General features: G+C 59.8%; 21 protein-coding genes. 12 read left to right on the top strand and 9 right to left on the bottom strand.

The window, feature by feature from the left end:
• The first annotated feature begins 56 nt into the window (after positions 1-56).
• Positions 57-629 (top strand): hypothetical protein, encoded by a 573-nt coding sequence (locus tag NG895_RS26230; RefSeq protein ID WP_252855526.1) that lies wholly within the window; start codon positions 57-59, stop codon positions 627-629.
• A gap of 61 nt (positions 630-690) precedes the next feature.
• Here the strand turns inward: NG895_RS26230 and NG895_RS26225 are convergent, their stop codons facing one another.
• Complete coding sequence (locus NG895_RS26225; RefSeq protein ID WP_252855525.1) at positions 691-1,497, bottom strand: PIG-L deacetylase family protein; 807 nt, start codon at positions 1,495-1,497, stop codon at positions 691-693.
• Between the two features lie 88 nt (positions 1,498-1,585).
• Here NG895_RS26225 and NG895_RS26220 point away from each other — a divergent pair, with 88 nt between their 5' ends.
• From NG895_RS26220 to NG895_RS26180, 9 genes are all read left to right on the top strand, one after another.
• Complete coding sequence (locus NG895_RS26220; RefSeq protein WP_252855524.1) at positions 1,586-2,920, top strand: dihydroorotase; 1,335 nt, start codon at positions 1,586-1,588, stop codon at positions 2,918-2,920.
• Positions 2,921-2,997: 77 nt separating this feature from the next.
• Positions 2,998-3,726, top strand: coding sequence for an SDR family oxidoreductase (locus NG895_RS26215; protein ID WP_252855523.1), 729 nt, complete (start codon positions 2,998-3,000; stop codon positions 3,724-3,726).
• A gap of 86 nt (positions 3,727-3,812) precedes the next feature.
• A complete protein-coding gene (locus NG895_RS26210) occupies positions 3,813-4,388 on the top strand; it encodes a MiaE family protein (protein ID WP_252855522.1) in 576 nt (191 codons plus the stop codon).
• A gap of 68 nt (positions 4,389-4,456) precedes the next feature.
• Positions 4,457-4,972, top strand: coding sequence for a hypothetical protein (locus tag NG895_RS26205; RefSeq protein ID WP_252855521.1), 516 nt, complete (start codon positions 4,457-4,459; stop codon positions 4,970-4,972).
• Between the two features lie 37 nt (positions 4,973-5,009).
• Positions 5,010-5,600 (top strand): DUF1559 family PulG-like putative transporter, encoded by a 591-nt coding sequence (locus NG895_RS26200; protein WP_252855520.1) that lies wholly within the window; start codon positions 5,010-5,012, stop codon positions 5,598-5,600.
• Between the two features lie 145 nt (positions 5,601-5,745).
• Complete coding sequence (locus NG895_RS26195) at positions 5,746-6,432, top strand: DUF1643 domain-containing protein (protein WP_252855519.1); 687 nt, start codon at positions 5,746-5,748, stop codon at positions 6,430-6,432.
• A 427-nt stretch (positions 6,433-6,859) separates the two neighbouring features.
• Entirely contained in the window at positions 6,860-7,753 is an 894-nt protein-coding gene (locus NG895_RS26190; protein WP_252855518.1) for a UDP-2,3-diacylglucosamine diphosphatase, read from the top strand.
• A gap of 504 nt (positions 7,754-8,257) precedes the next feature.
• The gene (locus NG895_RS26185) at positions 8,258-9,541 is read left to right on the top strand and encodes a BtaA family protein (RefSeq protein WP_252855517.1); all 1,284 of its coding nucleotides are present in this window, start codon (positions 8,258-8,260) and stop codon (positions 9,539-9,541) included.
• Positions 9,480-10,211 (top strand): class I SAM-dependent methyltransferase, encoded by a 732-nt coding sequence (locus tag NG895_RS26180; RefSeq protein WP_252855516.1) that lies wholly within the window; start codon positions 9,480-9,482, stop codon positions 10,209-10,211. Before NG895_RS26185 ends, NG895_RS26180 begins: the two co-directional genes overlap by 62 nt.
• Here the strand turns inward: NG895_RS26180 and NG895_RS26175 are convergent.
• Together NG895_RS26175 and NG895_RS26170 are read right to left on the bottom strand one after the other, a co-directional pair.
• Positions 10,189-13,542, bottom strand: coding sequence for a serine/threonine-protein kinase (locus NG895_RS26175; RefSeq protein ID WP_252855515.1), 3,354 nt, complete (start codon positions 13,540-13,542; stop codon positions 10,189-10,191). The genes NG895_RS26180 and NG895_RS26175 overlap by 23 nt on opposite strands.
• A gap of 56 nt (positions 13,543-13,598) precedes the next feature.
• Positions 13,599-14,189, bottom strand: coding sequence for an RNA polymerase sigma factor (locus tag NG895_RS26170; RefSeq protein ID WP_252855514.1), 591 nt, complete (start codon positions 14,187-14,189; stop codon positions 13,599-13,601).
• An 800-nt stretch (positions 14,190-14,989) separates the two neighbouring features.
• Between NG895_RS26170 and NG895_RS26165 the strand changes: the two genes are divergently transcribed.
• The gene (locus NG895_RS26165) at positions 14,990-16,099 is read left to right on the top strand and encodes a glycosyltransferase family protein (protein WP_252855513.1); all 1,110 of its coding nucleotides are present in this window, start codon (positions 14,990-14,992) and stop codon (positions 16,097-16,099) included.
• Here NG895_RS26165 and NG895_RS26160 read toward each other — a convergent pair.
• The 4 genes from NG895_RS26160 to NG895_RS26145 all read right to left on the bottom strand — a co-directional run bounded on the left by NG895_RS26160 (position 16,054) and on the right by NG895_RS26145 (position 20,367).
• Positions 16,054-16,953, bottom strand: a complete 900-nt coding sequence (locus tag NG895_RS26160; protein ID WP_252855512.1) for a polysaccharide deacetylase family protein — start codon at positions 16,951-16,953, stop codon at positions 16,054-16,056. The two genes, NG895_RS26165 and NG895_RS26160, sit on opposite strands and share 46 nt — an antisense overlap.
• Before the next feature lie 18 nt (positions 16,954-16,971).
• On the bottom strand, positions 16,972-19,062 hold the full coding sequence (locus NG895_RS26155) for a DPP IV N-terminal domain-containing protein (RefSeq protein ID WP_252855511.1): 2,091 nt from the start codon (positions 19,060-19,062) through the stop codon (positions 16,972-16,974).
• Between the two features lie 87 nt (positions 19,063-19,149).
• Positions 19,150-19,731, bottom strand: coding sequence for a GNAT family N-acetyltransferase (locus tag NG895_RS26150; protein WP_252855510.1), 582 nt, complete (start codon positions 19,729-19,731; stop codon positions 19,150-19,152).
• A gap of 135 nt (positions 19,732-19,866) precedes the next feature.
• Positions 19,867-20,367 (bottom strand): thioesterase family protein, encoded by a 501-nt coding sequence (locus NG895_RS26145; RefSeq protein ID WP_252855509.1) that lies wholly within the window; start codon positions 20,365-20,367, stop codon positions 19,867-19,869.
• 249 nt (positions 20,368-20,616) lie between these two features.
• Between NG895_RS26145 and NG895_RS26140 the strand changes: the two genes are divergently transcribed.
• A complete protein-coding gene (locus NG895_RS26140; protein WP_252855508.1) occupies positions 20,617-21,492 on the top strand; it encodes a hypothetical protein in 876 nt (291 codons plus the stop codon).
• 7 nt (positions 21,493-21,499) lie between these two features.
• On the opposite strand, the gene NG895_RS26135 is transcribed toward NG895_RS26140, so the two are convergent.
• Together NG895_RS26135 and NG895_RS26130 are read right to left on the bottom strand one after the other, a co-directional pair.
• Positions 21,500-22,486: a sugar phosphate isomerase/epimerase family protein gene (locus NG895_RS26135; protein ID WP_425267264.1), complete on the bottom strand. Its 987-nt coding sequence runs from the start codon at positions 22,484-22,486 to the stop codon at positions 21,500-21,502.
• Between the two features lie 24 nt (positions 22,487-22,510).
• Positions 22,511-24,118, bottom strand: coding sequence for a caspase family protein (locus NG895_RS26130; RefSeq protein WP_252855507.1), 1,608 nt, complete (start codon positions 24,116-24,118; stop codon positions 22,511-22,513).
• Between the last annotated feature and the right edge of the window lie 200 nt (positions 24,119-24,318).

Raw genomic sequence — 24,318 nt, 5'->3', positions numbered from 1 at the left:
ACTAAACTGAGCGCCGAATCGTTCATGCACCAAGAGTGCCAGCAGGACACCTCGCCATGCGCTTGATTGCTTCCGTCGCCGTACTCATCGGCTTGAATTCAATTGCAACCGGCCAGACATATGTTCTGGAAGGACAGATTATCAGTGGAACCACACTCTTCACTGTCGATGAACCTAGACCTGGGATAGTCTTCGACGGAATGGGGTATCCCGAGGGTGGATATCCAGTTGACTACTCCGGCCTCTTGTCCGTGAATGCCGACCAGGGTCTCTGGACTTTTGGCTTCTCCGCAACCGACGACTTGGAAACCGTTGATCACACGGTGGATGGACCATCGGCCGCCGAGGAACTACCGACCAATGTGCTTCTTGCATCGACGACGGATTTAACAATAGATTTCAATTCCGGCTTCGGATGGACGACCGATTTCGAACTTGAAATCGACCTCCCATCTGAAACTGGATCGTGGACGTGGAGTCAGGATTGCGCGTTTTGCGATCTGGCTTGGGCTCTGCCCGGAGCAACGGCTACCGTGACGTCTGTCACTGTCGTTCCTGAGCCGACAAGCGTGACGTTGCTGCTGGTGGGCTTGGTTGGCGTGCGACTGGTGTCGCGTCGGCGGAACTAATACACTGCCGCAGTCCCCTCCCCCCGTCCCTCACCCGCGTCGGGGAGAGGGGACAGCTACGCTAGCCACCCAAGAATTCTGGCGGCGTTGTCATCCGGACAATATGAAACGCTTCGCCGTAGCCGAAGCCGGCCTGGCTGCCGCGGAACAGGGCCAGGGCCTTCAGGGCTTCGACTGATCGAGGCTGAGGGAACGCGTGGACCTGGCTTTCGTAGCAGGCCATCGCTTCGAGCTTCGTTTCAATCGAGTCGGAGATGTCGACCACCCAGTTGGGTGTGAAGTTCGGTTCGATGTGCGGGGCGTTCCAATGCGTTTCGCTGATCGTCTCGTAAGCGGCCACCAGCCCGATACCGCGGCCCACACCGACCGGCCGCGAGCAGACCATGGCCGCTTCGAAGATCTGCCGATGATCTACGTGCCGATCGGGGTACGGGATCAGCAGCACGTGCGGCCGCACTTGTTCCACCAGGTCCATGATGCGGCCGTTGAACTCGGGCACGCGCACATCGTCCATCAGCGCGGCAGGGTAATCGAGAAACACCGACCGCTTGGCGCCAACCACGGCGTGGGCCTGGTGTGCTTCGGCGACGGTTTGCTCGTGCACGCTCTTGGGATACAACGGAGGCATGTGAGCCGCCACGGTGAGCACCGTCAGTTCGCCCCCGGCGGCAGTGAACCGGGCCATCGTGCCGCCTACGCCCAGGATTTCGTCGTCCGGATGCGGGGCAATGACCAGCATGCGGGTAGGAGAATCGGACATCGTCAAAGTCGCTCCGTCAAAGTGAAAATCGGCCAACGCCCTTGATGGTACGACGTTGGCCGTGAATAGCAACACCAATACACACAAGGGTGGCTGGGGTCGAGTCATGCGAGCCCCCAGTCATTCAAAGTCTGGGGGCTCGCGGAGCTCGACCCCAGCCACCCACTCCACAAAGAAACAACAGGAACCCGAAACCTTGCGAACTCGAATCAAAAACGCTCTGGTGGTGCTGCCGGATGGGATAGCGCAAGTCGACGTGGTGGTCGACGGCGCAAAGATTGCAGACATCGACTCTGCGGCTCAAGTAGCCGTGGACGAAACCATCGACGCGGCGGGCCTGCACCTGATACCCGGCGTCATTGACGACCAGGTACACTTTCGCGAACCGGGCCTGACGCACAAGGAGGACCTGGCGCACGCCTCGCGGGCCTGCGCCAAAGGTGGCGTCACCACGTTCCTCGAAATGCCCAACACGGTGCCGAACGCAATTACACAAGAGCTCTTGGAGGACAAACTACGTCTGGGAGCGGCCAACTCCATCGTTAACTACGGCTTCTACATCGGCGCCACGCCCGAGAATATCGAGGTGCTGAAAACCGCCACCCGTACGCCCGGCATCAAGATCTTCATCGGCTCGAGCACGGGAGACCTGCTGGTCGACGAGCAGGAGGCCCTGGAGCGGATCTTCGCCGAGACCACTTTGCCGCTCACAGCGCACTGTGAAGACGAGTCGACCGTCCGCGCCAACCGCGAGCGGATCGGCACCACCAGCGACATCGCCGATCACAGCCGCATCCGCGATCACCAGGCCGCCATGATCGCCACCCGGCGGGCGATGGACCTCGCGGTGCGGCACCAGCATCGATTCCACGTGCTACACGTTTCGACGGCCGGCGAGTGCGAATTGCTGGCCGATCATCACAACCTGGTGACCGGTGAGGCCTGCCCGCACCACCTCTTCTTCAACATCGATGACTACCCGCGGCTGGGCACGCTCGTGCAGATGAATCCGTCGCTCAAAACCAAAGAGGACAACGCCGCGGTATGGCAGGCCCTGTTGGATGGCCGCCTGCAAGTGGTGGCGACCGACCATGCACCGCATACGCTGGAAGAAAAGCAGCAACCCTACCCGCAATCGCCCTCGGGGCTGCCGGCGGTGGAGAACTCGCTCGCCTTGCTATTGAACGAAGTGAACCAAGGTCGCTGCACCATCGAACAAGTGGTGCACTGGATGTGCGACGCCCCGGCCCGGGTGTGGGACATCGTGGACAAGGGGCGCATCGCCACGGGCTACGACGCCGACCTGGTGCTGGTCGATATGAACAAGACCCTCGCGGTACTGAACGAGAACCAACTGACCAAGTGCGGCTGGAGTCCCTGGCATGGCCTCGAGCTTACCGGCTGGCCGGTGCGAACCTGGGTGATGGGCCACGAAGTGTACCGCGAAGGACAAATTGTCGCTTCGCAGCCCGGCACCGAAGCAATGTACGACCACGCCCGTGGCGGCTACTGGGCGACTGCCGACGCCTGAGCCTGTAGCCCAACTGCATGCTTCCGCGATAGAATGGATGCGGTGAGCAAGTGTACCTTCCGGAGCAATAGAAAATCATGGGGTTCAATGTTGAAGGTTGCGTCGCGCTAGTAACTGGCGCGAATCGTGGCATCGGGCGGACGATTGTCGACCAACTGCTCGCGGCGGGAGCGCAGAAAGTTTACGCGGCCGTACGACAGATCGACTCGGCCGATCCGCTAGTCGACGCGCATGGTTCCAAAGTCGCTCCCGTGCGAATCGATCTGACCGATGCCGAAAGTATCAAGGCGGCCGCGGACGAGGCCAGCGACGTCCACCTGGTGGTGAACAACGCAGGCGTGCTGAAGACGGCCGACCCATTGGATCCGACCGCCATCGACGCCCTGCAGACCGAAATGGAAGTGAACGTCTACGGCTTGCTGCGAATGGCCCAGGCGTTCGCGCCAGTGCTGAAGGCCAATGGCGGCGGCGCGTTTGTGCAGCTCAACTCGATCGCCTCGATGCGGTCGTTCCCTGCGTTCGCTACGTACTGCGCCTCGAAGGCCGCGGCCTATTCCATCACGCAGGCCCTCAAGGTGGTGCTTGCAGACCAAGGCACGCAGGTACTGAGCGTCCACCCCGGGCCGATCGACACCGACATGGGCGAAGAGGCCGGCCTCAAAGACATCGCCGAGCCACCAACCCTGGTGGGCGAGGGCATCATCGCGGCGTTGAGCACGGGCGACTACCACCTGTTCCCCGACAGCATGGCCAAAGACCTCGAAGCCAAATACGCCAGCTTCGCCCAGAGCGTGATCGAAGGCTGAAAGTTCCCTCTCCCCGTCCCTCACCCGGGACGGGGAGAGGGAACCTGAACTACTCCGACTGTTTTCAAACCTCTCCAACACACCATATGCTTCACCTGAAAAGCGAGACGGGACCGCGGTGGTTCGCGCAAGTCGACTCGAACCTCGACGACATCCTGATCGACCACGCCCACTGCGAGAAGAAAGCGGCCGGCACGGCGCTCAACCTGATGTTCGCCTACGTCGAGGACCTCGAGCTGTGCCGCGAGATGACCGAAATCGTGGGCGAAGAACTCGAGCACTTTCACATGGTGGTCGACCTGCTCGCGCGCCGCGGCGTGAAGTTCCGCCGCCTCAAACCCTCCTCCTACGGCCGCAAGCTCAACGACCTGGTCCGTACCGGCGAACCCCACAAGGCAGTCGACCGGTTACTTGTGGCCGGCCTGATCGAAGCCCGGAGCTGCGAGCGGTTCCAGAAACTGGCCGAGCACGTAGACGACAAGGAACTGGCCGAGTTCTACCAAAGCCTGTTCGAATCCGAAGCCCGCCACCACACGACCTACACGCGGCTCGCCAAGCACTTTGCGCCGGAAGCAGAAGTTTTGGCGCGGCTCGAGGAACTCTACGACGCCGAAGCGGCTATCATGGAAGAGGGGGAAGAGTTGCCCCGGATGCATAGTTGAGGGGCGAGGGGCTGGGGGCTGGGGGCTAGAGAATGAAGGAAGCACCTTTTCGGTTTAGCATACGGACGATGCTCGTTGTTATATTTCTCTTCTCGTCCATCCTCGCGGCCTACACTCGCGGTGATTACCTGCTGGGACGCGGAGTCGGTGTGGTCTACGCCATCGTGGCGTCGATGCTCGCCGTGCTTTTTTACCGGGCATTTTCAGACAATCGGACAAACAAACTGCAACTGGGGGCGCTGACCGTAACAACGGTGATCGTCACGGTCTTTTTTGCATTTCCAGGCCATTGGAATTGGAACGTCCAGATCTCTATCGACGACCATGCAGAAGAGCGGGCCGCCGAAACCGAACTGGCGAGATTGTTTGCTACCGACCCTGCATTCGGTCGCCTCGACGCCACGGCACGGCACCAAAAGGGGCTTTGGGTCAGGATTAAGGGAGTCGTACCGACTCATGCGGACTATGATCGGCTGCGCCAGCAAGTGCAGGAAGAGTGCGAGTTAGGCACTTACCGCGAAATTGATTGGTGTATCGCAATCCGAGAGAAGCAGAATACGTCTACTGAGGGCGGAGACGATTAGCTTGCTCCAACGCCCAAATGAAAGAGTCAACCGTGCCATGGCGAACAGACGTGCATTGACGCTGGTGGAAATGCTCGTCGTGCTGGTCATCGTCGCCGCGCTCATTGGACTGTTAGTACCAGCGGTGCAGTCCGCGCGCCGCAGTGCGCGGGAAGCGGTCTGCAAGAACAACCTGCATCAACTGAATCTAGCCGTTGCGGCGTACGCCCAGGCACATAAGAGGCTGCCCGCCCCCAACCAGGCAAACAAAGTTGGCGGCTGGACCATCGAGATTCTCCCTTTCATCGAACAGTCGAACCTCGAGCAACACGTGACGTACGAAGTCGCGATTGAAGACGCGCCGGAGTTGCTGTTGCGGCCGCCGACGATCTTTCGTTGTCCGATTCGCGAAGCTATCGACGGAAGAAGTGGACTATCGATGATGCCAGGGCACTACGTTCTGGTCGCCACGGACCGCAGAGACAGCTTCAGCCTGTACGATGTACCCTTGGAGATCGCTATCCCGTGGGCGGCGGGACCAGAGATGGAGCCCCACTCGGTTCGCAAGCTAGTCGGACCGCATCACGACGGGTTCTTCAGTGCGCATGGTTTTCAGCAAGGCGTGTACTTCGAGCCGCATGAGGAGTAGCAGTTTGGGAACGAATCTAGGAGAATGTGCGACCTCGTGGAATGGCACATCCTGGTTCGCAACTCGGGGAAGTTAGTCACGGGCGACGCGGATTAGTGACTTTCCACATCGCATTGCACAAATGGACTGACAAGTATTCAAGCTCATGACCAAATTCATCCCCGCGGGCGACCTGAAACGCCATTTCAATGTCACCGGTCACTTCTATACGTTGAGCGTCGCAGGAAGTGAGCCGCTCGAGTGCCGCAGTGTGCTGGAGATCATGCACAAAGAGCTGGATCCACCCGGCGAAGCGGATGCCGTGTTCGTGATGATGAACCCAGGTTCCTCCCAGCCGCTGGTGGGGACGCAGCACGATATCGACTCGAAGCAGATCTCGAATTTCAAAGCCACCACCGTACCCACCAAGCCCGACACGACGCAGTACCAGGTGATGCGGGTGATGTACTGCTTCGGCTGGAAGTATGTCCGCGTGCTCAATCTCTCGGACCTACGTGAAGCGAAGAGCCCGCAATTTGCCAAGCGATTGAAGCAGCTGGAGCCGCTCGCCTTGGGAGGAGTCCATTCGGTATTCGCCCCGCAGCGTTCGGCAGAGCTAAAGCGGCAGCTCCAGCGGCGGGCCGAAGGACCCGTAATCTGCGCATGGGGCGTCGGCGATTTTCTGGAGCCGCTCATCCAGCAAGCCGAAACCGCGCTGGCCGGCGAGCCATGCGTCACGGGACTCCCCAAGCCCGACCAGCCTGGACGCTATTTCCATCCTCTGCCGACACTGCAGCGGGATAAGGTAAAATGGGTGTCGGAGATGGTGAAGGTGTTGAAGGCTCGCGTTTAAAGTCTTCCACCTCCCGCCAGCCGCAGCATGCCTCGTGGCTCCACGAATTTCTGGGCGTTTCTGCAACTCCGGGTTCCCGCCCCTCCTACCGCGTTTTCCGCATCCACCAAGATTCCGCTTTCCGCGGCGAAATCCCTCGGAATCATCGGTTATGTATTGCCCTGCAGCAAAACACATGCGAAACTCATCCCCCGGCCGCCGTTCGGCTGTCCCCTGCCTCCCGAAATGCTATAATATGCGGCCAACTGCTAGCACTTAACGAAAACTGAACCAACCTTTAACCAAGTTCCCACCTCCGGTTAGTCAAACCACAACGGACCGAGCAGATACTTCCTATAGAGAAGATGAGCTGTCCGGTTCGCTATGCGGGGTCGGTCGTAAGGAAGCGTCCGCCGCGGCGAACGCACCCGTTTGTAAGGGAAACGAAGTGACCACCATCGCTCGCCCCAACATCGCCACTCCCAGCTTCAACGTCGGGATGCTGCCGGCCCAAGGCTCGGGGTCTTACCCTATCGCCGCCGAGCCGGTTCGTTCGCTGTTCATCAGCGACGTGCACCTCGGTTCGAAGCACACCCAGGCCGAAGCGTTTCTGGAACTACTCGAGCGTTACGAGCCCGAGCACCTGTACATCGTTGGCGACTTTATCGACGGCTGGAAATTGAAGCGGCGTTGGCGGTGGAAGGCCTGCTACGACCGTATCCTGCACCGGCTGATGTCGCTCAAACGTTGCGGTACGAAGATCTACTATACGCCGGGAAATCACGACGAATTCCTCCGCAACTTCATTGCCGATTACGGCATCGTCGACATGCGGAACGAGTTTGTCCATCAGGCGGCCGATGGTCGCCGGTTCCTGGTCACCCACGGCGACAAGTTCGACAAGGTCGAGCAGTCGATGCCGTGGCTCAGCCTGGTGGGCGCGTATGCCTACGATAACCTGCTGAGCATTAACTACTGGCTCAACTGGGCCCGGGGCAAGAAGCACAATCGCTATGCCTTCTGCGGCATGGTCAAACGCAATGTCAAACGCCTGGTGAAGCACGTCAGCGACTTCGAGGGCCAACTGATCGAAGCGGCCGCCGAGCGCCGCTGCTTCGGCATCATCTGCGGGCATATCCATACGCCCCGCATCATGCAGCTCGACAACCTCGCCTATCTGAACACGGGCGACTGGGTCGAGAACTGCACCGCCCTGGTGGAGTTCGACGACGGCACCTTCGAGCTCAACCGAGCCGACGGCCGCATCCTGGCTCAACTGCCAGCCGCCAAGGTCGAAGCGTCCGAGCTGGACGAATCGGCTGCCGGTGTCCTGATTGCGTAGCAACTCCTTCGCGCAGTTGCAGGCTCGCGGGGCATACCGGACTTCGATGGTTTGTTGCCAATATTCGCCGCGTTTCACGGAATTCCTCATAGGGTCCCGTCCGGCGTCGGAATGGCCTCCCACGGTTACCTTGAACAGCGAGCTGGATTTAGCTCGTCGGGGCTACCTTACGAGAACGCCCCATTTTACCGATTTTTGATGCGTTTCCGGGCTCACCGACCGTGCAGACCCTTGCATTCTGCCGGCAAAACAGGGACCATAACGCGATTGGTGAACACACCATGAGGGTGTCGATGCGTACGGCTGGCCGACGGCTCGTCTTGCTACTCAAGGCAATGGTGCTGTCGACGGCCGCCTGGCGGGAAAATCTCCACACAAATCAACACGATCACCGGTCCACGGCGGCAGCCCACAGGTGCCGCGCGAAAGGCCACCGCCGCAGGCGGCTAAGCCCCCGATCGCCTCCCTCGCCTGCCCACCTTCCATCAGGCCACAGGAACATGCATGCTCGCTGCCACACTAAGCCGAGCCGTATTTAACTTCACGCACGGCAAGAACCTCGTTTACAACACGTGCTGGGAAGATCCGAAGCTCGATCGCATCGCGATGAAGCTCGGCCCCTCCGACCGGCTGCTGGTAATTACCTCCGCAGGGTGCAACGCACTGGACTACGCCTTGGACGGCCTGGAGCGGATAGACACCGTCGACGTGAATCCCCGCCAGAACGCCCTGTTGGAGCTTAAGCTGGCGGGCATCCGTCAACTCGACTTCGAGACCTTCTTCGAGATGTTCGGCCGCGGCCGGCTGACCGACTGGGACAAAGTTTATCGCGAGTCGCTCCGCGAGGCCCTGCCCCACGCCGCCCGTGAGTACTGGGACAAGAACGGCAAGTTCTTCTATGGCAAAGGTCGCCGCCCCAGCTTCTACTTCCGCGGCTCAGCAGGCTTTTTCGCCTGGAGCATGAACGCCTACATCAACCGCATTGCCCGCGTCCGTCCGGAAATCGAACGGCTGCTGGAGGCGCAAACGCTCGAAGAACAACAGAAGATCTACTACGACACGTTGAAGTCGTCGTTCTGGGGTCCCAAGCTCGAGTTCCTGTTGCGCCGCGACGCCACGCTTTCGCTGCTGGGCGTGCCCCGGGCACAGCGGCGTCAGCTGGAGAAGTTCTACCCGGGCGGCATCGCCAAGTTCATCGAAGACCGCCTCGACGCGGTGTTCACCAAGCTGCCACTCAAGGACAACTACTTCTGGCGAGTTTATCTCACCGGCGAGTACACCCACGAGTGCTGCCCCGAGTACCTGCGTGAGGAGAACTTCGCCCGGTTGAAGGACGGCCTGGTCGATCGCATTCACACGCACACCACGACCATCCTCGACTACCTCGAATCGACCAGCCAGACCTACTCGCGGTACGTGCTACTCGATCACATGGACTGGCTCGCCGAGCATCATGCCGACATCCTGAAGCGGCAATGGCAGTCGATCGTCGATCACGCCGACGATCGCTCCATCTTGCTGTGGCGCAGCGCGGCCCTGGAGGTCGAGTTCATCAATCCGATTGAAGTCCAACTGAACGGCGAGAGTCATTCGCTGGGCGAGCTGTTGGAATACAACAAAGAGTTGGCCGACGAACTGCACGCCCAGGATCGGGTGAACACCTACGGCAGTTTCGACATCGCCACGCTTCACAAGACTTCCCCCTACGCTGCGGCGGACGACAACAATGAGCGCACTGGGTCAACTGAAGACTCTGTATCACATGGTTCTCTCGCCCATTCGGGGTGAGTCGCACCAGCAACGGCTCGATAGCTTTTACGCCGGCCAGGCCGAACACTACGACGCCACGCGGCAGAAGATGCTGCACGGCCGCGACGAGTTGTTCGCCGATCTCCCTGCGCCCGAGGGTGGCGTGTGGCTCGACCTGGGCTGTGGCACCGCGCGCAACGTGGAAGCTTGGGGCGACCGCCTCTCAAACTTCCGCCAGGCAACCTTGGTCGACCTGAGTGAATCATTGCTCGGCGTAGCCCAAAAGCGCGTCGAGGAAAAGGGCTGGCACAACATCGAACTGGTGCACGCCGACGCGACGATGGTCGAGATCGAGCCCGGCTCGGTCGACGTGGTGACGTTCTGCTACTCGCTCACCATGATCCCCAACTGGTACGACGCCGTGGACCACGCGCTCACGCTGCTGAAGCCGGGCGGCACGATCGGCGTCGTGGATTTCTACGTCGCCAAGAAGTATCCCACCGAGGGCCGGCAAAAACACTCCTGGTTCCGCCGCACCTTCTGGCCCATCTGGTTTGCCAACGACAACGTCTTCCCGAACCCCGATCTGTTGCCCTACCTCGAGCGCCGGTTCGAAACGGTGAGCGTGAACGAACACGCCGGCAAGATCATGATGATCCCGATGCTACGGATCCCGTACTTCCGATTCATGGGGCGGAAGCCGGCGTAAGCTCCTCTGACGACTGAATAGCCGACGAGCCACGCTCGCCGCGAAGGAAGCGAAATCGCGACGGGATCTCGTCGTCGCTCCCGCTGGGCATTACCATCTGCTCGGCGTCCCGCCACCGGCCTCGAAACTTGGCGATATCTCGTTCGACTTCGTCGGCAGGCTCTACGTCGAACATCACCAGGTTCCAGGTTCCCTGCGCTCTCCTATCGAACATCATTTCTGCCACTAGCAATTGGCCCTGCTCGTTCTTTACTGGCGTCGTCACACAGAAGGCAGCGTCCTTGCCTACTTCCAAATGGTCGATACGTAACTTTTCGAATCCCTGACATGCTTGGATCACTTCCAGGTCCTGGTCGCTAACCCGCCCCCAAGCCCCTTTCTCCTTCTCGCCGCGCACCGTCTTCATTACCTCGTCAATCGCCTCCGCCAGCGGTTGGCTTACTACGGGAACGAAGCCGACTTCCTTCTTGGAATCTCCTTCCCTATAGGGGGCCAAAAAATCGGTGATTGGCCTGCTCGCGGGGTTGTAACCGCTGGTATAGCGAATCCGCCAGCCGTTGGACGTCCTACGCAAAACGAAAGCCACGGTACGCGTGTCTTCGGCAGAGGCCGGCTCAAGGTAAGTGGCCGCCCAGTCTCCTTCTACATGGACGGTCCCAATCCTCGGAAGCACCTTCGGATCGCGAATGGTCAGCTTCCGTAGCGCGTCAAAGTTCTCTTTCTTTAAGCCCTTTTCGAATGCTTGGTTTTCCAAATCGAGAAACCCTTTGGCTTTGTCCAGTTCCTCATTCTGCAACGCGGTTAGGAAACCCAGCATCACCACGGCGACGTCGCCAATCTGCTGTTCGTCCTCGCCATCCTGCGTGGCGTCGATCGCCTTGTCGGCCTTCTTCGAGTCACCACGGCTCCAATGACGGTGCAGAAAGTCGGAGAGCCTGGTGTCGGTGAAGAAATCGTCGATATGGTAAACTCGCCAGCCATCGGGCGTGTCGCGGAGAACGATCCCCACGGTGAGCGGGCCCCGGCTATCGGGCGGACTCAGGTACGTGACCGCCCAGTCACCTTCTACGTATCCGGCCCCATAGCTCGATGTCCACTTGGGGTTTCGGGCGTACATTTGTCGTAACGACTCGAAATCCTCGTTCGTCAAGCTCTCTACGAAAGCTGGGCTCTCCTGGTCGACGAAGTCCTTGGCTTTGTCCATTTTTTCCTCCTGGACGGCCTTGAAGAATCCGCGTGCCACAAGTCGCGCCTCGGATAATCTCTGTTGGTCTTTGTATTTCTGCTTGGCGACGTTCATTTCGCCAACCTTCTTGAATTCGACGCCCCAATGGCGGCGCAGAAAGTCGGCCAGGCGGTCGTCTCTGGAATAGTCATCCACATGATATACCCGCCAACCCTCCGGTGTGTCTCGGAGGACAATTCCGACGGTGTAATCGCTCTGCGAGTCTAAAGGGGCGATGTACACCGCGGCCCATTCGTCCACAAGTCGAGTGGGACCCAGCCGTGTGATCGCATTGGGATTTCCCGCGTATATGGCGCGAAGCGAGTCGATGTTCTCCTGGGTCATGCTCTTTACCATGTTTGGATTCGTCTGATCGACCCATTTCACAGCCGCGTCCTTGTCACCGGCGTACACAGCGCTCAAGAATCGTCGCGCCATCAGGTTGGCTCTTCGCGCCTGTTCCGATTCATAGAACTCGAGGGCCTGGCCCGTTCGATCCCTCGTTGGTTGTCGCGTATCAACGGATCGAGTGTGCCCCCGCTCCCACTGCAGATCCGCCAATGCAGGAGTCTCAGGGTTCGTACCCGACTCGCGGCTGGTGGTCCACGCGCCGCGAATGTCGTCGCCGACCGGCCGAATGGACATCGACCCGAAGCGATCCTGCTCGTCGCTCCACTTGCCGTTGTAGCGTCGCTCGACGCGCGACCACTTCAGCTGGATCGTCCCCGGCTTTTCGCTTAGCGCGTCCTTATAGGTCCCTTCGTAAGTGCCGGGCTTGGATTCTTCGAGCACTACGTTGCCCCAACCTTCGCCATGCCAATTGCCGGCGATTTGCGGCGGTGAAGTGGCCGAGATAGCTATTGCTCCCAGCAGAGCCATCGTGAAAGTCACCATAGTCAGAATTCCTTTTTTGCTTGTAAAGAACGAAATTACCCCGCTCGGCGAGGTCTTCCTCAGCGACTCGGGTAGAGGGGTCATGGCCGGTTGTTGCACGTGCGCCAGGCATTGCTCTAACAGATCCGCCACCTCTTGTGCCGAGCGATAGCGATCTTCGGCATGTTTCTCCATCAACCGTTCGACGATCTCGCCCAGCCACTCCGGAATGTCCGGATTGATGTCGCGAATCGCCCGGGGCGCGTCGTCGGTGATTCGCCGCAACACGCCGTAGCTGGTATCCGCTCGGAACGGAGCTCGGCCAGTGCACATCGCGTACATCACGCTGCCCAGGCTGAACAAGTCGCTCCGCTCGTCGACCGTCTCGCCGCGGGCTTGCTCTGGCGACATGTACTGAGGCGTGCCGGCAATGTAACCGGTCTGTGTCAGGCTGGCATCATCGGCCGCCCGGGCGAGGCCAAAGTCGGTCAGCTTTACGCGTTCGACTCCATCGGCCAGCAGGATATTCGCCGGCTTCACGTCGCGATGCACCAATCCCTGCGAGTGAGCGGCCGCCAAACCGCGGGCGGCTTGCATGCCGATGCGGAGTACCTCGGTTGGCGCAAGGGGACCGTTGTCGTCGAGCCTCTTCTGCAGCGAAGGACCGCGAACGTACCGCATCACGAAGTAGGGTACGCCGCCCATTTCGCTTACGCCGTGAATCTCGATCACGTTGTCGTGTACCACCGCGGCGGCCGCCTGCGCTTCGCGCGAAAACCGCCGCCGGGCTGCACCGCTAACTCGCAAATGGGGCGCCAGCACCTTGATGGCCACATAGCGATTCAGCGAGGGGTCGAGTGCCTTGAGCACCACGCCCATCCCGCCCGCGCCCACAATGCCCATCACTTCGTACGGCCCCAAACGCCCCAGCATCCGCTCGTCGTCCGTCGGAGCGAGCAACTCCAGAATGGACTGACGGCTGATGACCTGTTCCAGGCCGACGGAAGTTTCCGGTTGCTCGCGACTATCCAATTCGTCCTTCAGGACATGGACAAGCGACTCGCGGAGGCCCATCCAGATCTCGTCACTGGCGGCTACCGACTCCAGTTTATCGCGGCACACCACGCAATCGTTCAGATGTTGCTCAAACGCGTCCTCTTGCTCCTCGGTGAGCTGATGGTCGAGAAAGCGTTCGATCAACTGGGCATCGCAAATTGTCGGGTAACTGCTCATGATTTTATCTCCCGACAGTCTATACACACCGCGAATAGAAATCTGACACGGGTGGGTCACTCCGCCTGTTCGTATTCAGCGATCTTTTCCTGTATTCGCCGCACGATCCGGCTGCGGGCAGCATAGATGGCACCGGGCGATTTCGCCAGACGATTGGCCACCTCATCCACTGGCCGGTCCTCGACGGCCGTCAGCCAGAATGCATCCCACGTGGCCGGCTGGAACTCACCGCGAATCTGCCGCGCCGCCCAGCGAAACACCTCGCGGCGATGCTCCAGTCGCAGTAGGTCCGAGTCGGGTCCTTCCACCGCAGCGTGCTCGTTGATCAACTCGTGCTCGGTCGAATTCCCCGTCGCGCGGTCTGGTTTACCGCGTGAGAGCGCGTTGAGAATCGCATTCTGCGCAACCCGATGCAGCCAGGTACGAAACCGCGCTCGTTGCGAATCATGCTCGCGCTGCTCGATAGCCCGAGCGACGGCCACCAGCACCTGCTGGGCAATGTCCTCCGCATCGGCAGCTTGCAAACCTTTTCGCCGCGCAAGGGTCAAGATAACGGGACGGTAGATCTCGACAAACTCTTCCCACGCCGCCTGATCCGCCGGATCGCGGACGCGGAGCAACAGGCTAGCACGGGTTTCGGGGTTCATGTTCATCACGGCGCACCTTCAATATATCCTTATACACAGGGCGGCGTAATTTCTGACATGGGCGGCGACAACTTAGTCCTTTTCTGTTGTCCATCATTTAGAACCTCGCCGGCGCTCACTCCGGAGCTAGGGTGTTGAGACCTCTTCGGGATAGAATTGCTGTGCCGGCACCACAAATGATGAAATATGGGCCATCAGCGATTCTGCGATGTCAGTATCCGGAGGTTTCTCCTGCCAGTGGCGCGCTCCGTGCACTCTGTGCCTCCGTGGTTAAACTTCTCTCAATACCACCGGTGTAAAAAAAACGGCGTTGAACCCGCCTGCCAGGTCGGTCTAATGGTGGTGCGGTAATCTGTCTGCACGAACTCGACAGCGCAAGAAATTGCAGATCCATCGGGCTAAGCGAGTCTTCTTCGCTTTGAGCTACCGGTTTGCGCTCGTCGCTTCGGTGCACTCCTGGCACCACCGTCGATTGAGTTTTGGGCCAATTGGGACAGCGGCCAATATACCTGGGACAAAACTCCGGGCTTCTTGGGACGGCACCATGACACAACTTACTTCCCACAAAGAAGTTACATCACGCGCACCCTCACCCCCAAGCTCTTTTTTGGGACCATGGATTGAAGTTGTGGAACAACTGGCCTTGGCCCAAAACTCCGCTGGTTCAAGCCAGGACAACTACACTGCCGAGGTTTGCGATTCGCTGGTAAGATTGGCGCCGGTTGAGGGGAACCTCGCCAGCCTGTCCATGTTTGAAGTCCCCTTCCCTCGCCAACTGTACCAGTCACCCGCCACCACGCATGTCCACCATCTTCTACAGCATCATGGGCGAAGGTCGCGGGCACGCCGCGCGGGCGCGGACCATCGTTGAGGAGATGCGCTCGCGGCACCGCATTGTGTTGTTTACCTCGCACGACGCGCTGGCATTCCTCAGCAAGCAGTATGGCGAGTCAAGCGACGTCGAGGTCCGTGAAATCCCTGGGCTCAAGTTTCATTACTCCGAGAAGAAGCTCAACCTGATCAAGACCATCAACCACGGCCTCGGCATGTGGTGGAACAAGGAGAAGCTGATCGCACCGCTGGCGGAGGTGGTGCGCGACGAGAAGCCCGACCTGGTGATCAGCGACTTCGAGCCACTGCTGGCCCGAGCGGCGCATCGCACGAACGTGCCGGTGCTGAGCTTCGACCATCAGCACTTCCTCGTGGCGTACGATTTGTCGTCGCTGCCGTCGCGACTGCAATGGTGGGCCAAGAGCATGAGTCTGGCCGTGTGGATGTTCGGCATCGGGCAGCAAAAGACCGTCGTGAGCGCGTTCTACAAACCGCCGCTCCGCCCTGGATTCGAGGACGTCGTGCAGGTCGGCCCGCTGTTGCGGCCGACGATTCGCAACCGCGAAACGACCACCGGCGACTTTGTGCTGAGCTACCTCCGGCGGCAGACGCCCGAACGAGTGGTCGACGTGCTGGTGGATCTCGGCGTGCCGATTCGCATTTACGGCCTCGGTCCGCGGGAGCCACGTGGTTCGGCCGAGTTCTGCGAGATCGACGAGGACTCATTCACCGAAGCCCTGGTGAATTGCAGCGCGGTGATCGCGGCCTCCGGCAATCAGCTGTGCGGCGAAGCACTGCACCTGGGCAAGCCGATGTTCGCCATCCCCGAAGGTAAGCACTTCGAGCAATGTATCAATGCGAGTTTTGTGAAGGAGCTCGGCGCCGGCGACTGGGCCGCAGTCGAAGAGGTGAAGCGCGAGCAGTTCGAAGAGTTTCTGGCCGACAGGGAGACCTATCGCCAGAACCTCACCGGTCGCCGTGCGGAGTTCGACGGCACCCCCGCGGCCGTGGCGGCGATTGAGGAAATGTTGTGTCAGTCAGGGACCTCGGTGACCTCCGAAAGCGTGGTCACGCGATAGCCTTCGGCTGCAAGTGCCGGCAGCACGCGCTGGAGCACCTCGACGGTCCGCGTGCCGCGAGCGCCACGGTCGTGCAGAACGATAATCGAGCCTGGACGCACCCGAGCGCGGACGAACCGCGCGGAGAATTCCGCCGACGATTGATGACTGTCCCACGGATAAACGGAACCCAGCACCAGTTGCAGTTGTTCGCCCTTGGCCGTGCGGGCCATCGAGGGAGTAAAGCAACCACCGCCAGGGCGAAGCCAGTGGACGGCGCCGAACTCGGCGAGGCGGTCTTTTGCCTGCCGGACATCGGCACGAAAAGCTTCGCGCGACATTCGCCAGCCTGGGCGATCGCGGGTTTGGTGGTTGCCGAACTCATGGTCGGCGGCAATCCGCTGCATCACGGCGCGCGAAGATTCGTCGTCGCCGATGGTGTCGGTCATGACAAAGAACGTCGCCCGCACGGAGTGGGCCTCCAGGACATCGAGAATTTGGCTGGTAGTTTCCGGGTCGATGGCGTCGTCGATGGTGAGGGCCACGACGGTTTGCTCCGTGTCGAAGCAAAACCGTGCGGTGGAGCAATGATTGACGATCGACATCAACCAGTACGGCGGAAAGACCACCACCAGGAACAGGACCACCGCGAGTCCAGTGAGGGCCGCCAGCGACTTCCTCCACCATTTTTGCCGGCTGCATACCAGCCACATTGTGCCGAACAGCAAAGACCAACAAGCGAGCGAACCGATGCTCAGCAGCCCCGTACCGAAGGCCCAATGGCCACCGACGGCAAACACAGCGGCAAGAAACCGCAGCCCACTGGCGGCCAGCACCGCGATGGCGATCGAGCCGAACCAACGTGCGAACATCATGCCCCCTGTACTGCCCCGCTACTTGGCGAGCGACGTGGCGCCAGTGTCCAGGAACTTGGGCGTGGTCGCGTCGAGATGCTCCATCAGGAAGTCGCGTTTGCGGCGTTCGACGTACGGGGTGAACGTGTTATGCCCACGGCCGGGGACGACCAGCATATCGAAGTCCTTATCGGCCTTGATCAGGGCATCCACCACCTGCATGGTTGAAGCGGGGTCGACGTTCTTGTCGAGCTCGCCCACGATTAGAAACAGCTTACCATCGAGTCGATGGGCATTCGTGACATTCGACTGCTCCTCGTAGTGCGGACCGATGGGCCAGCCCATCCAGAGTTCGTTCCACCAGATCTTGTCCATGCGATTATCGTGACAACCACAACTGGAGACAGCCACCTTGTAGAAGTCGCCATGCCACAATAGCGCGCCCATTGCGCTCTGTGCACCGGCCGAATGCCCCATCACGCCAACGCGAGTAAGATCGAGCTGCGGATACTGGTCGGCGGCCGCCTTCATCCACAAACGGCGGTCGGGCAGGCCGGCGTCCGCCAGGTTCTTACAGCAGACGTCATGAAACGCCTTCGAGCGATTGGAGGTCCCCAAACCGTCGATCCGCACCACAATGAATCCGAGCTCCGCGAGCCGCTGTTCGTTATGAATCAGGTAAAACTGTTTGGGCACGAACGACCCCTGCGGCCCTGCGTAGAGGTCCTCGACCACAGGGTACAGGCGGTTGGGATCGAAGTCGGTGGGACGGAAGATCACACCGTAGATGTCGGTCTCGCCATCGCGAGCCTTGGCGACGAATCGCTCCGGCGGGCGCCAGCCGAGCTCCGTGAGCGCGCCGAGGTCCGACTCTTCGAGCTTCATTGCCAAAGTGCCATCACTCGCACGGCGCAGCTCGGTGACCGGCGGCAGGTCGACCCGCGAGTAGGTATCGATCAACAGATCTCCTTCGGGAGAGTACTGCACCTTGTGCGTGCCATCGCCCTCGGTGAGCTTGACCAGGTTCTCTCCGTCGAACCCCACGCGACAGTAGTGCACGTAGTAGGGATCCTGCTCAGGATAGATGCCACCGGCGCGAAACAGGATCTCACGCTTCTGGGGATCGACGTGCTCCACGCCACGAACGATCCACTCCCCCTTGGTAATCTGATGCTTTACCTCGCCGGTGTTCATATCGACGAGGTACAGATGGTTCCAACCGTCTCGCTCCGACATCCAGATCAGCTCGGCGGTGTCGTCCAGATAATAGGCAAAGTGCTTGTGGGCGTAGTCGATGAACGTCGGCTGCTGTTCATCGACCAGCGTTTGCACCTCGCCTGTCTCGGCATCTACCTTCAGCACGCGGGCGACCTGATGGCCCCGCTGGTTGTAGTAGAACGTAAAAAAGCGGCTCTCGGGATCCCACCGCAGCTCGCCAATCTCCCACGGGTTGTCGAACAGCTCGTTGGAGACTTCGATTTCGGGCGCGTCCCCCACAGCAAACAACCGCGGCCGGCGGAGGGCGATGTCGTCGCCCGGCTTCAAGTAATGGTACGAGTCGAGCTTCGGTTGCAGCTGATCTTCGGGGGACGACTCGACCAGATACACGCGGCGGTCCCCTTCGCCCTTGGTGTGCATGGCGACAAAGTGAGTAGAATCGGGCGACCAGTAGACGCGGGCGTCGTATCCGTGCCCCTTCACGCCGTCGGTAGTCTTCTGAATCTCCTCGTCGGTCTCGCGATTGATGAGCCACAGGTTGTGGTCGCGGACGGTGATGCGCCACTTGTCGTCGGGCGAGGTCCTCGTCGGCCGGCCATGGCGTTGACGGGAGTTGGGCTTCCATGGCTCGGCAGTCTGCTCGGGAAGCTTGTCGCCATCCTCCGCCTCGAGGCGATTGCCTGCAGCCGCGTCGACGTGCATCAGCTTGCCTGGACCGCCAGCTTGAGGCGCTTGGTACCAGAACTCGCTCGGCGAAGTCCAACGCGGCAAGACCTCGATGCTAGACCACTTATCGCGGAACCGCTCTTCGATCCGCTGGGCAGCCGATTGATCGTAAGCCGAAGAGAAAGAGGAACTGAACAGCAGGCAGGCGAGCGCGAAGGTGGCGCAAACGTTGCGTCTAGAAATCATGGGTGGGGTAACTACAGGCTGGAAGGTGAGTGGGGGAGCACCCCATTGTACCCACGCGACGCCCTGCGGGACCACTGTGGTAGGCCGCTAGTATCCCCGGCCGCGGAGATCGATCGTGCCACTGGGCCACTCGCGACCGGAACCGGGGTAGCGGACAATGTGATCGTCCTTGAACGGGCAACGGGTCGGATCGTCGCATGTCGAGTCGATGATCTGGTTCTCGACAAGCAAGCAGCCGAACTTGTCGTAGAACTGCTTGGCCCGCTGGCTGGTCTGAAACAGCGAGAACGGCACGCGCCCCTCGTCCACCCACCTCCACGCTTCGCGAACCAATCGCTCTCCGAGCCGCTGTCCACGATAGTCGGGATCGGTGCAAACCGACCCCAAGGCGGAGATCATCATATCGCCCGCCGTGGTACCGACGGTCCGTACGAACGCCGACGCGTGGCCGATGACTTTGTCGCCGTCGCGGATGACAATCGATCGACTCTCGAGTCCCGCCGGCACCGTGGCGTCGCCGCGGTCGGTCTGCATGATGTCGGCGCGGTCTTCCGGCGTGACGCCCGGCTTGGGCCACACGCGGACCAGCAACCGGCCGATCGATACGGCGTCGGCGCGCGACAATTCGCTGGTGAGAATGCTTTCGAGATTGTTGGGGGCGTCAGACATCGTGTCGTAACTCGCGTAAGCCCGAAATTCGGTGGAAAACTCCTTGTTGCTCAAGCAGCAGTAAACTATAGGTCCGTACTGAATTCAGCAGTTAAGAAAACGGGAAAACGTCTGGCCCGACAACCCGCATCCTCCTCAGATGTCGACTCCCATCACCCCGCACACCGGCGGTTCCCAGGCAAGTTGCTGGTGCTGGCGGACCAACTCCCCGAAGGCTTCGGCAATGGCAGGTGGCATCGCAGCACTACGCCGCTCGATCAGATCCACGTGCGCAGAGACGGTCTCCATGCTCGACGCCAGCCGCTGCGTGGTGTCGTTCACCATAAACTGCAGCAGATGATAGCGAACAGCGTTACATCCAATCACCCGCGAATAGACCGACACCTGCTGCCCAACGCGAACCTCGGCAAAGTACCGCAAGTGCTTCTCGAGCGCAAAAGTGCCGTGCTTCTCCCGCTCGATGTACGCACGATCGAACCCACACCCGCCAATCAAGTCGCGAATCGCCAGACCGTACAGGTGCGTATACCACATGACATTCATGTGGCCCATCTCGTCGAGGTAGTCTTCCGGTATGGTGGCGCGTTGGCTCAGCGGAAGCTCCAGAATCTCACGAAGGCCGGGCAATTGATCCATTGTTATCCGAATATAAGTATTTTACCTGAATCGTCGTCCAGCACTAATTGACGTAATACTTTAGTTTCGATTTGACCGGTCGCAATTTCTCCAATAGAACTGAAGGCGACGGCCGAATTCATTTCAGTATACTCTTCCATCGCCTTTCGACATAAAGAGTTGAACTTCTAGGCCTCATTAACAGCCACAAGCCAACTTTGCAGGGTCATGGCAATGGACAGTAGATTTCGGTCCTACTCAGCAGTCGCAGTGCTACTTTCGTTTTTCCCGTCTGACATGGCAAGTGCGATTCCGGCAATCTACCGCGAAACAGTGTGGGACCTTGACGATGATCGTGTCGACTGGACTTTCTATGTATTACCAGACAAAGAGCTACTGAACGCAGAACCTCCAGCGACTTCGAATGGAGTGGTGACTGCCCAGTGGTTTTTCGAGATGCCTGAAGGCTGGTTGATTCCGGAATCGTTTCATGTATTCAGCGACTTTTCGAACCCCTTAGATTCATCACTCATCGATAACCCAGGATTGGATCCCTACACCGGTGAGATGATCGCCGGTGCAGTAGGGCACTCTAATGTAACTGGCCAATACGAGAGCTTCACTGACGCAGTATTTGCCTCCTTTAGCAGCGAGCCTTTCGAGGATGGCAATCCCAAACCTGCGTTTTCGTTTTCGACCCACAAATTGAGTCCTAGTACTGGTAATGGCTTCGCACTGTGGTCAGGCGGCTTCGTGGGTCAGGCGGGGCAGATGTGGGATACGGGAGTTCTAGTGGAAGATTACTTCGGTGGCGCCATCCCAGGTGACTTTAACGGGAATTGGCAAGTTGAGGATGGCGACTTAACCTTACTATTGAGCAACTGGGGGGAGCAGATCCCCCCAATCCCGGCAGGTTGGGTGTCAAACCTTCCGAGCGCCCCTTCCGTTGATGATTCGGAACTGAGGGCGCTACTGAGCAATTGGGGCCAATCTGGAGGACCCGCCGTAACGCGTAGCACGGCTCGTCAAGTTCCTGAACCAAATTCCGGACTTATCATCACACTCTTGCTGGGGATGGCGTTGAGCGCGTTCGGCCAGCGGGCGAATCATAATTGCCGCTCGGGATCCGCTCGTCGTCAGTCTTGAAGTTAAATCAACTCACGCTGCCGAAGGCCGACCGCAGCAGATTCAGGCTCTTGGGAATGGCCACCTTCCACGACTCCTTGCCCTCGAACTCCAGCGCGATGTAGCCCTTGTAGTCGTGCTGCTTCAACAGCTTCGCGATTCGCGGGTAGTCGAGGTCGAGCGTGTACCACACGCCGTCGCCGTAGTAGGTCTTGGCCTGGACATACACCGTCTTGGGGGCCAGGATCTCAAGGCGATCGTACGGGTCCTCCAGGAAGTTGCCGGTATCCATGGTGACCTGCAGCCAGGGTGAGTCGACCGCGTCGACGATCCGCATCACGCCCTCGGCGGTGCGGCCGAGTCCCCAGTGGTTCTCCAGGCCCAGCAGCACACCGTACTTTTCGGCGGCCGGCATCAGCTTCTCCATGCTGTCGATCACCCAGCCGAAGCCATCCTCTTCGGTGTACCCCTCCAGGGTAGGCTCGATACCTCGGTTGGCCATCAGCTCGTCAAAGTCCTTCGAGGTGCCCCAGCGGCCCGTGTTCACCCGCATGGTGGGGATGCCGAGCTCGTGGGCGAGCTGCATGCAGTGAATGGTGTGGTCGATGTTCTTCTTTCGCTCGTCGGCGTCGGGCGAGACGAAACCTTGGTGCGTCGAGAACCCACACAAGTCCAGACCATTGATCAGGGCCTGTCGCTTGAGTCGCTGCAGTCGAGCCGGCGATTCGTCGTCAAACATCTGGATGTGCAGAATTTCCACTGCGTCGAAACCCATCCGCGCCGACTCGTCGATGCATTGCTCGATGGAGAGCTTGTCGGCTGGGTCTTCGCTGAATCGCCAGAATGAGTACGTGGAAATGGCGATCGGATTGGGTCGCGGCGTGGTGGTGCCCGCTGGATCGCTGGCAGCTTCTGCACGGACTGCGCTGCCTGCCATCAAGGCCGCTGCGCCACCCAGCATAGCTTGCTTGCCGAATCCACGTCGATTTACCTGGTTGCGATCTTGGTTGGTCATAGGTAGTTACTCAAATGTCGAGGGTTACTTCGAAAATGGTTGGCTGGTGTGTTGAGAAACCTTTTGTACTGTCGCATCGCCCCACTTGTCGTGCAAGCCGCCCGACTCGAGCGACAGCAGCTGTTCGTAGCGATCGAGCACCTGGGGCGAGGCCACTCGGGGCAGGTTGGCGGCCAGAACTACCCGCTTGAGGGCGTGCTCCAGCCGAAATACGAGCGCTTCGTCCTTTCGTGCATCGAGCGAGATATCCTGCTTCCGGATGCTATCCTCCCGCAGCTCGACCAAGGACTTGTAGCTGCGCATGTTCTGCACCTTGGTCTCGAACTCGGTCGATCGCTCGGCCATCAACGCAGCCAAGGTGGGGGAGAGGTCGGAATCGAGCTCCGGCCATTCGCGTTGTACCTCGCTTCGCACACGGTCGCGAGCCCGGCGGTAAGCCGAAGCAGCACGCGATGCATCGCGTCGAGTCCGCTGCACCAACTGGCGAGCGCGGTTCAGTGCTTTGTCGACCTGCGAGACATCGCCGTTCACATTCAACTGCAGCTTACTGCACAGCTGCTGGATAATCGTACCATCCACCCCATCGGCCAGACGCACCAAACCTGCAATGGTTCCCTCCAGCCGCGTCAAGTCAGTCGCTGGAAGTCTGCGCGGCTCCGAAGCATCGCGTTCGCGCTGATACGGCGACTCGGAACTGGTGCCGTCGGTGCTGTAGTAACCCAGGAACGCGTCCGAAGTCCGAACCGGCACATCCACGGTCTCGCTTTCGCATACAGCGTACGCGTGGGCTTCGTCGAACGAGGTCTTGCCGTCGCCGTTGTAGTCGACCTTCTCAATGGGCGCGCCGGAACGATCGTGTCCCGCGATGGCTGCCCAGAAGAACGAGCTGTACTCCTGGTACGACTCCTCGTTTACATCGGGCGTGCAGCCGGCGGCCGGCTTGTTGTGAACCTGGGCGAAAAAGCCAGCGCGAAGCTGCCGCGCGAGCCCCTTGCTGGTATCGGCATCGTTGAAAATGGTGTGAGAGAACCCGCCGGCGTAGCACTGCACCATCACCATGACTACCGGTGTCGACTGCGGCAGCGAATCGAGCCAATCGGCAAACTCCGACGCTCGAAAGCTGCGATGGTTCCAGGTGTACAGCGAGGTGTCGAAGGGCGTCTTGTCTTCGCCCGATCCGCCATGCGCCGTGGCGTAGATCAGCAGCCGGTCGTCGGCCGTCATCTTTCTGCCAAGTTCGCGGAGCCGGTTGCGAATCAATCGCGGCGACGTGGCGTCACGCACTCCACCCAGCGTGTGATTGCGATAACTGATGTCAATATCGTCGATGTCGGCAAACAGCTCCATCGCGATGTGCCGCGCCGGGGAACAGCTAAACTGTGGATCGCGGAACTGCAAGTCGCGGTGCTGGTCTTCACCGTCGGCGAAGTAGATGTCATGCGATGGCTTGTCGGTCCGCTGCTCGGAGAGCAATGTTCGGAAGAATTCGACGTTGCGTTCCAGCGAAACCTGGTTTCCCTGCGGATCGTACCCACCTCCGATGGTGAGGAAGTAGTCAGCCGCACAGGCATACGGTGGTGCCATCAGGCCGGTCCACAGCAACGTGGCCAGGTAGAGTCGTCTTCTCGACATACGATTCCCCATCACCTCTTTCTCGCCTGGAAACCCGCACCTGTCCCCTTCAGTGTAGCAGTCTGCCACGGTCAAGTGCAGTCGATTCGTCTACAGTTTACCAAAACCCCATCTCAGCTGAGTAGTTTCGAGTATCCCGGGGTAGCTTTGGCAGACCGCGTAAAAGTCGTATAATACGCCATCCTTTCCCAACTTCCGTT

Origin of the sequence: Aeoliella straminimaris (genome assembly GCF_024054565.1) — a bacterium.
GTDB lineage: Bacteria > Planctomycetota > Planctomycetia > Pirellulales > Lacipirellulaceae > Aeoliella > Aeoliella straminimaris.
This window is presented reverse-complemented; position numbering and strand designations above follow the sequence as displayed.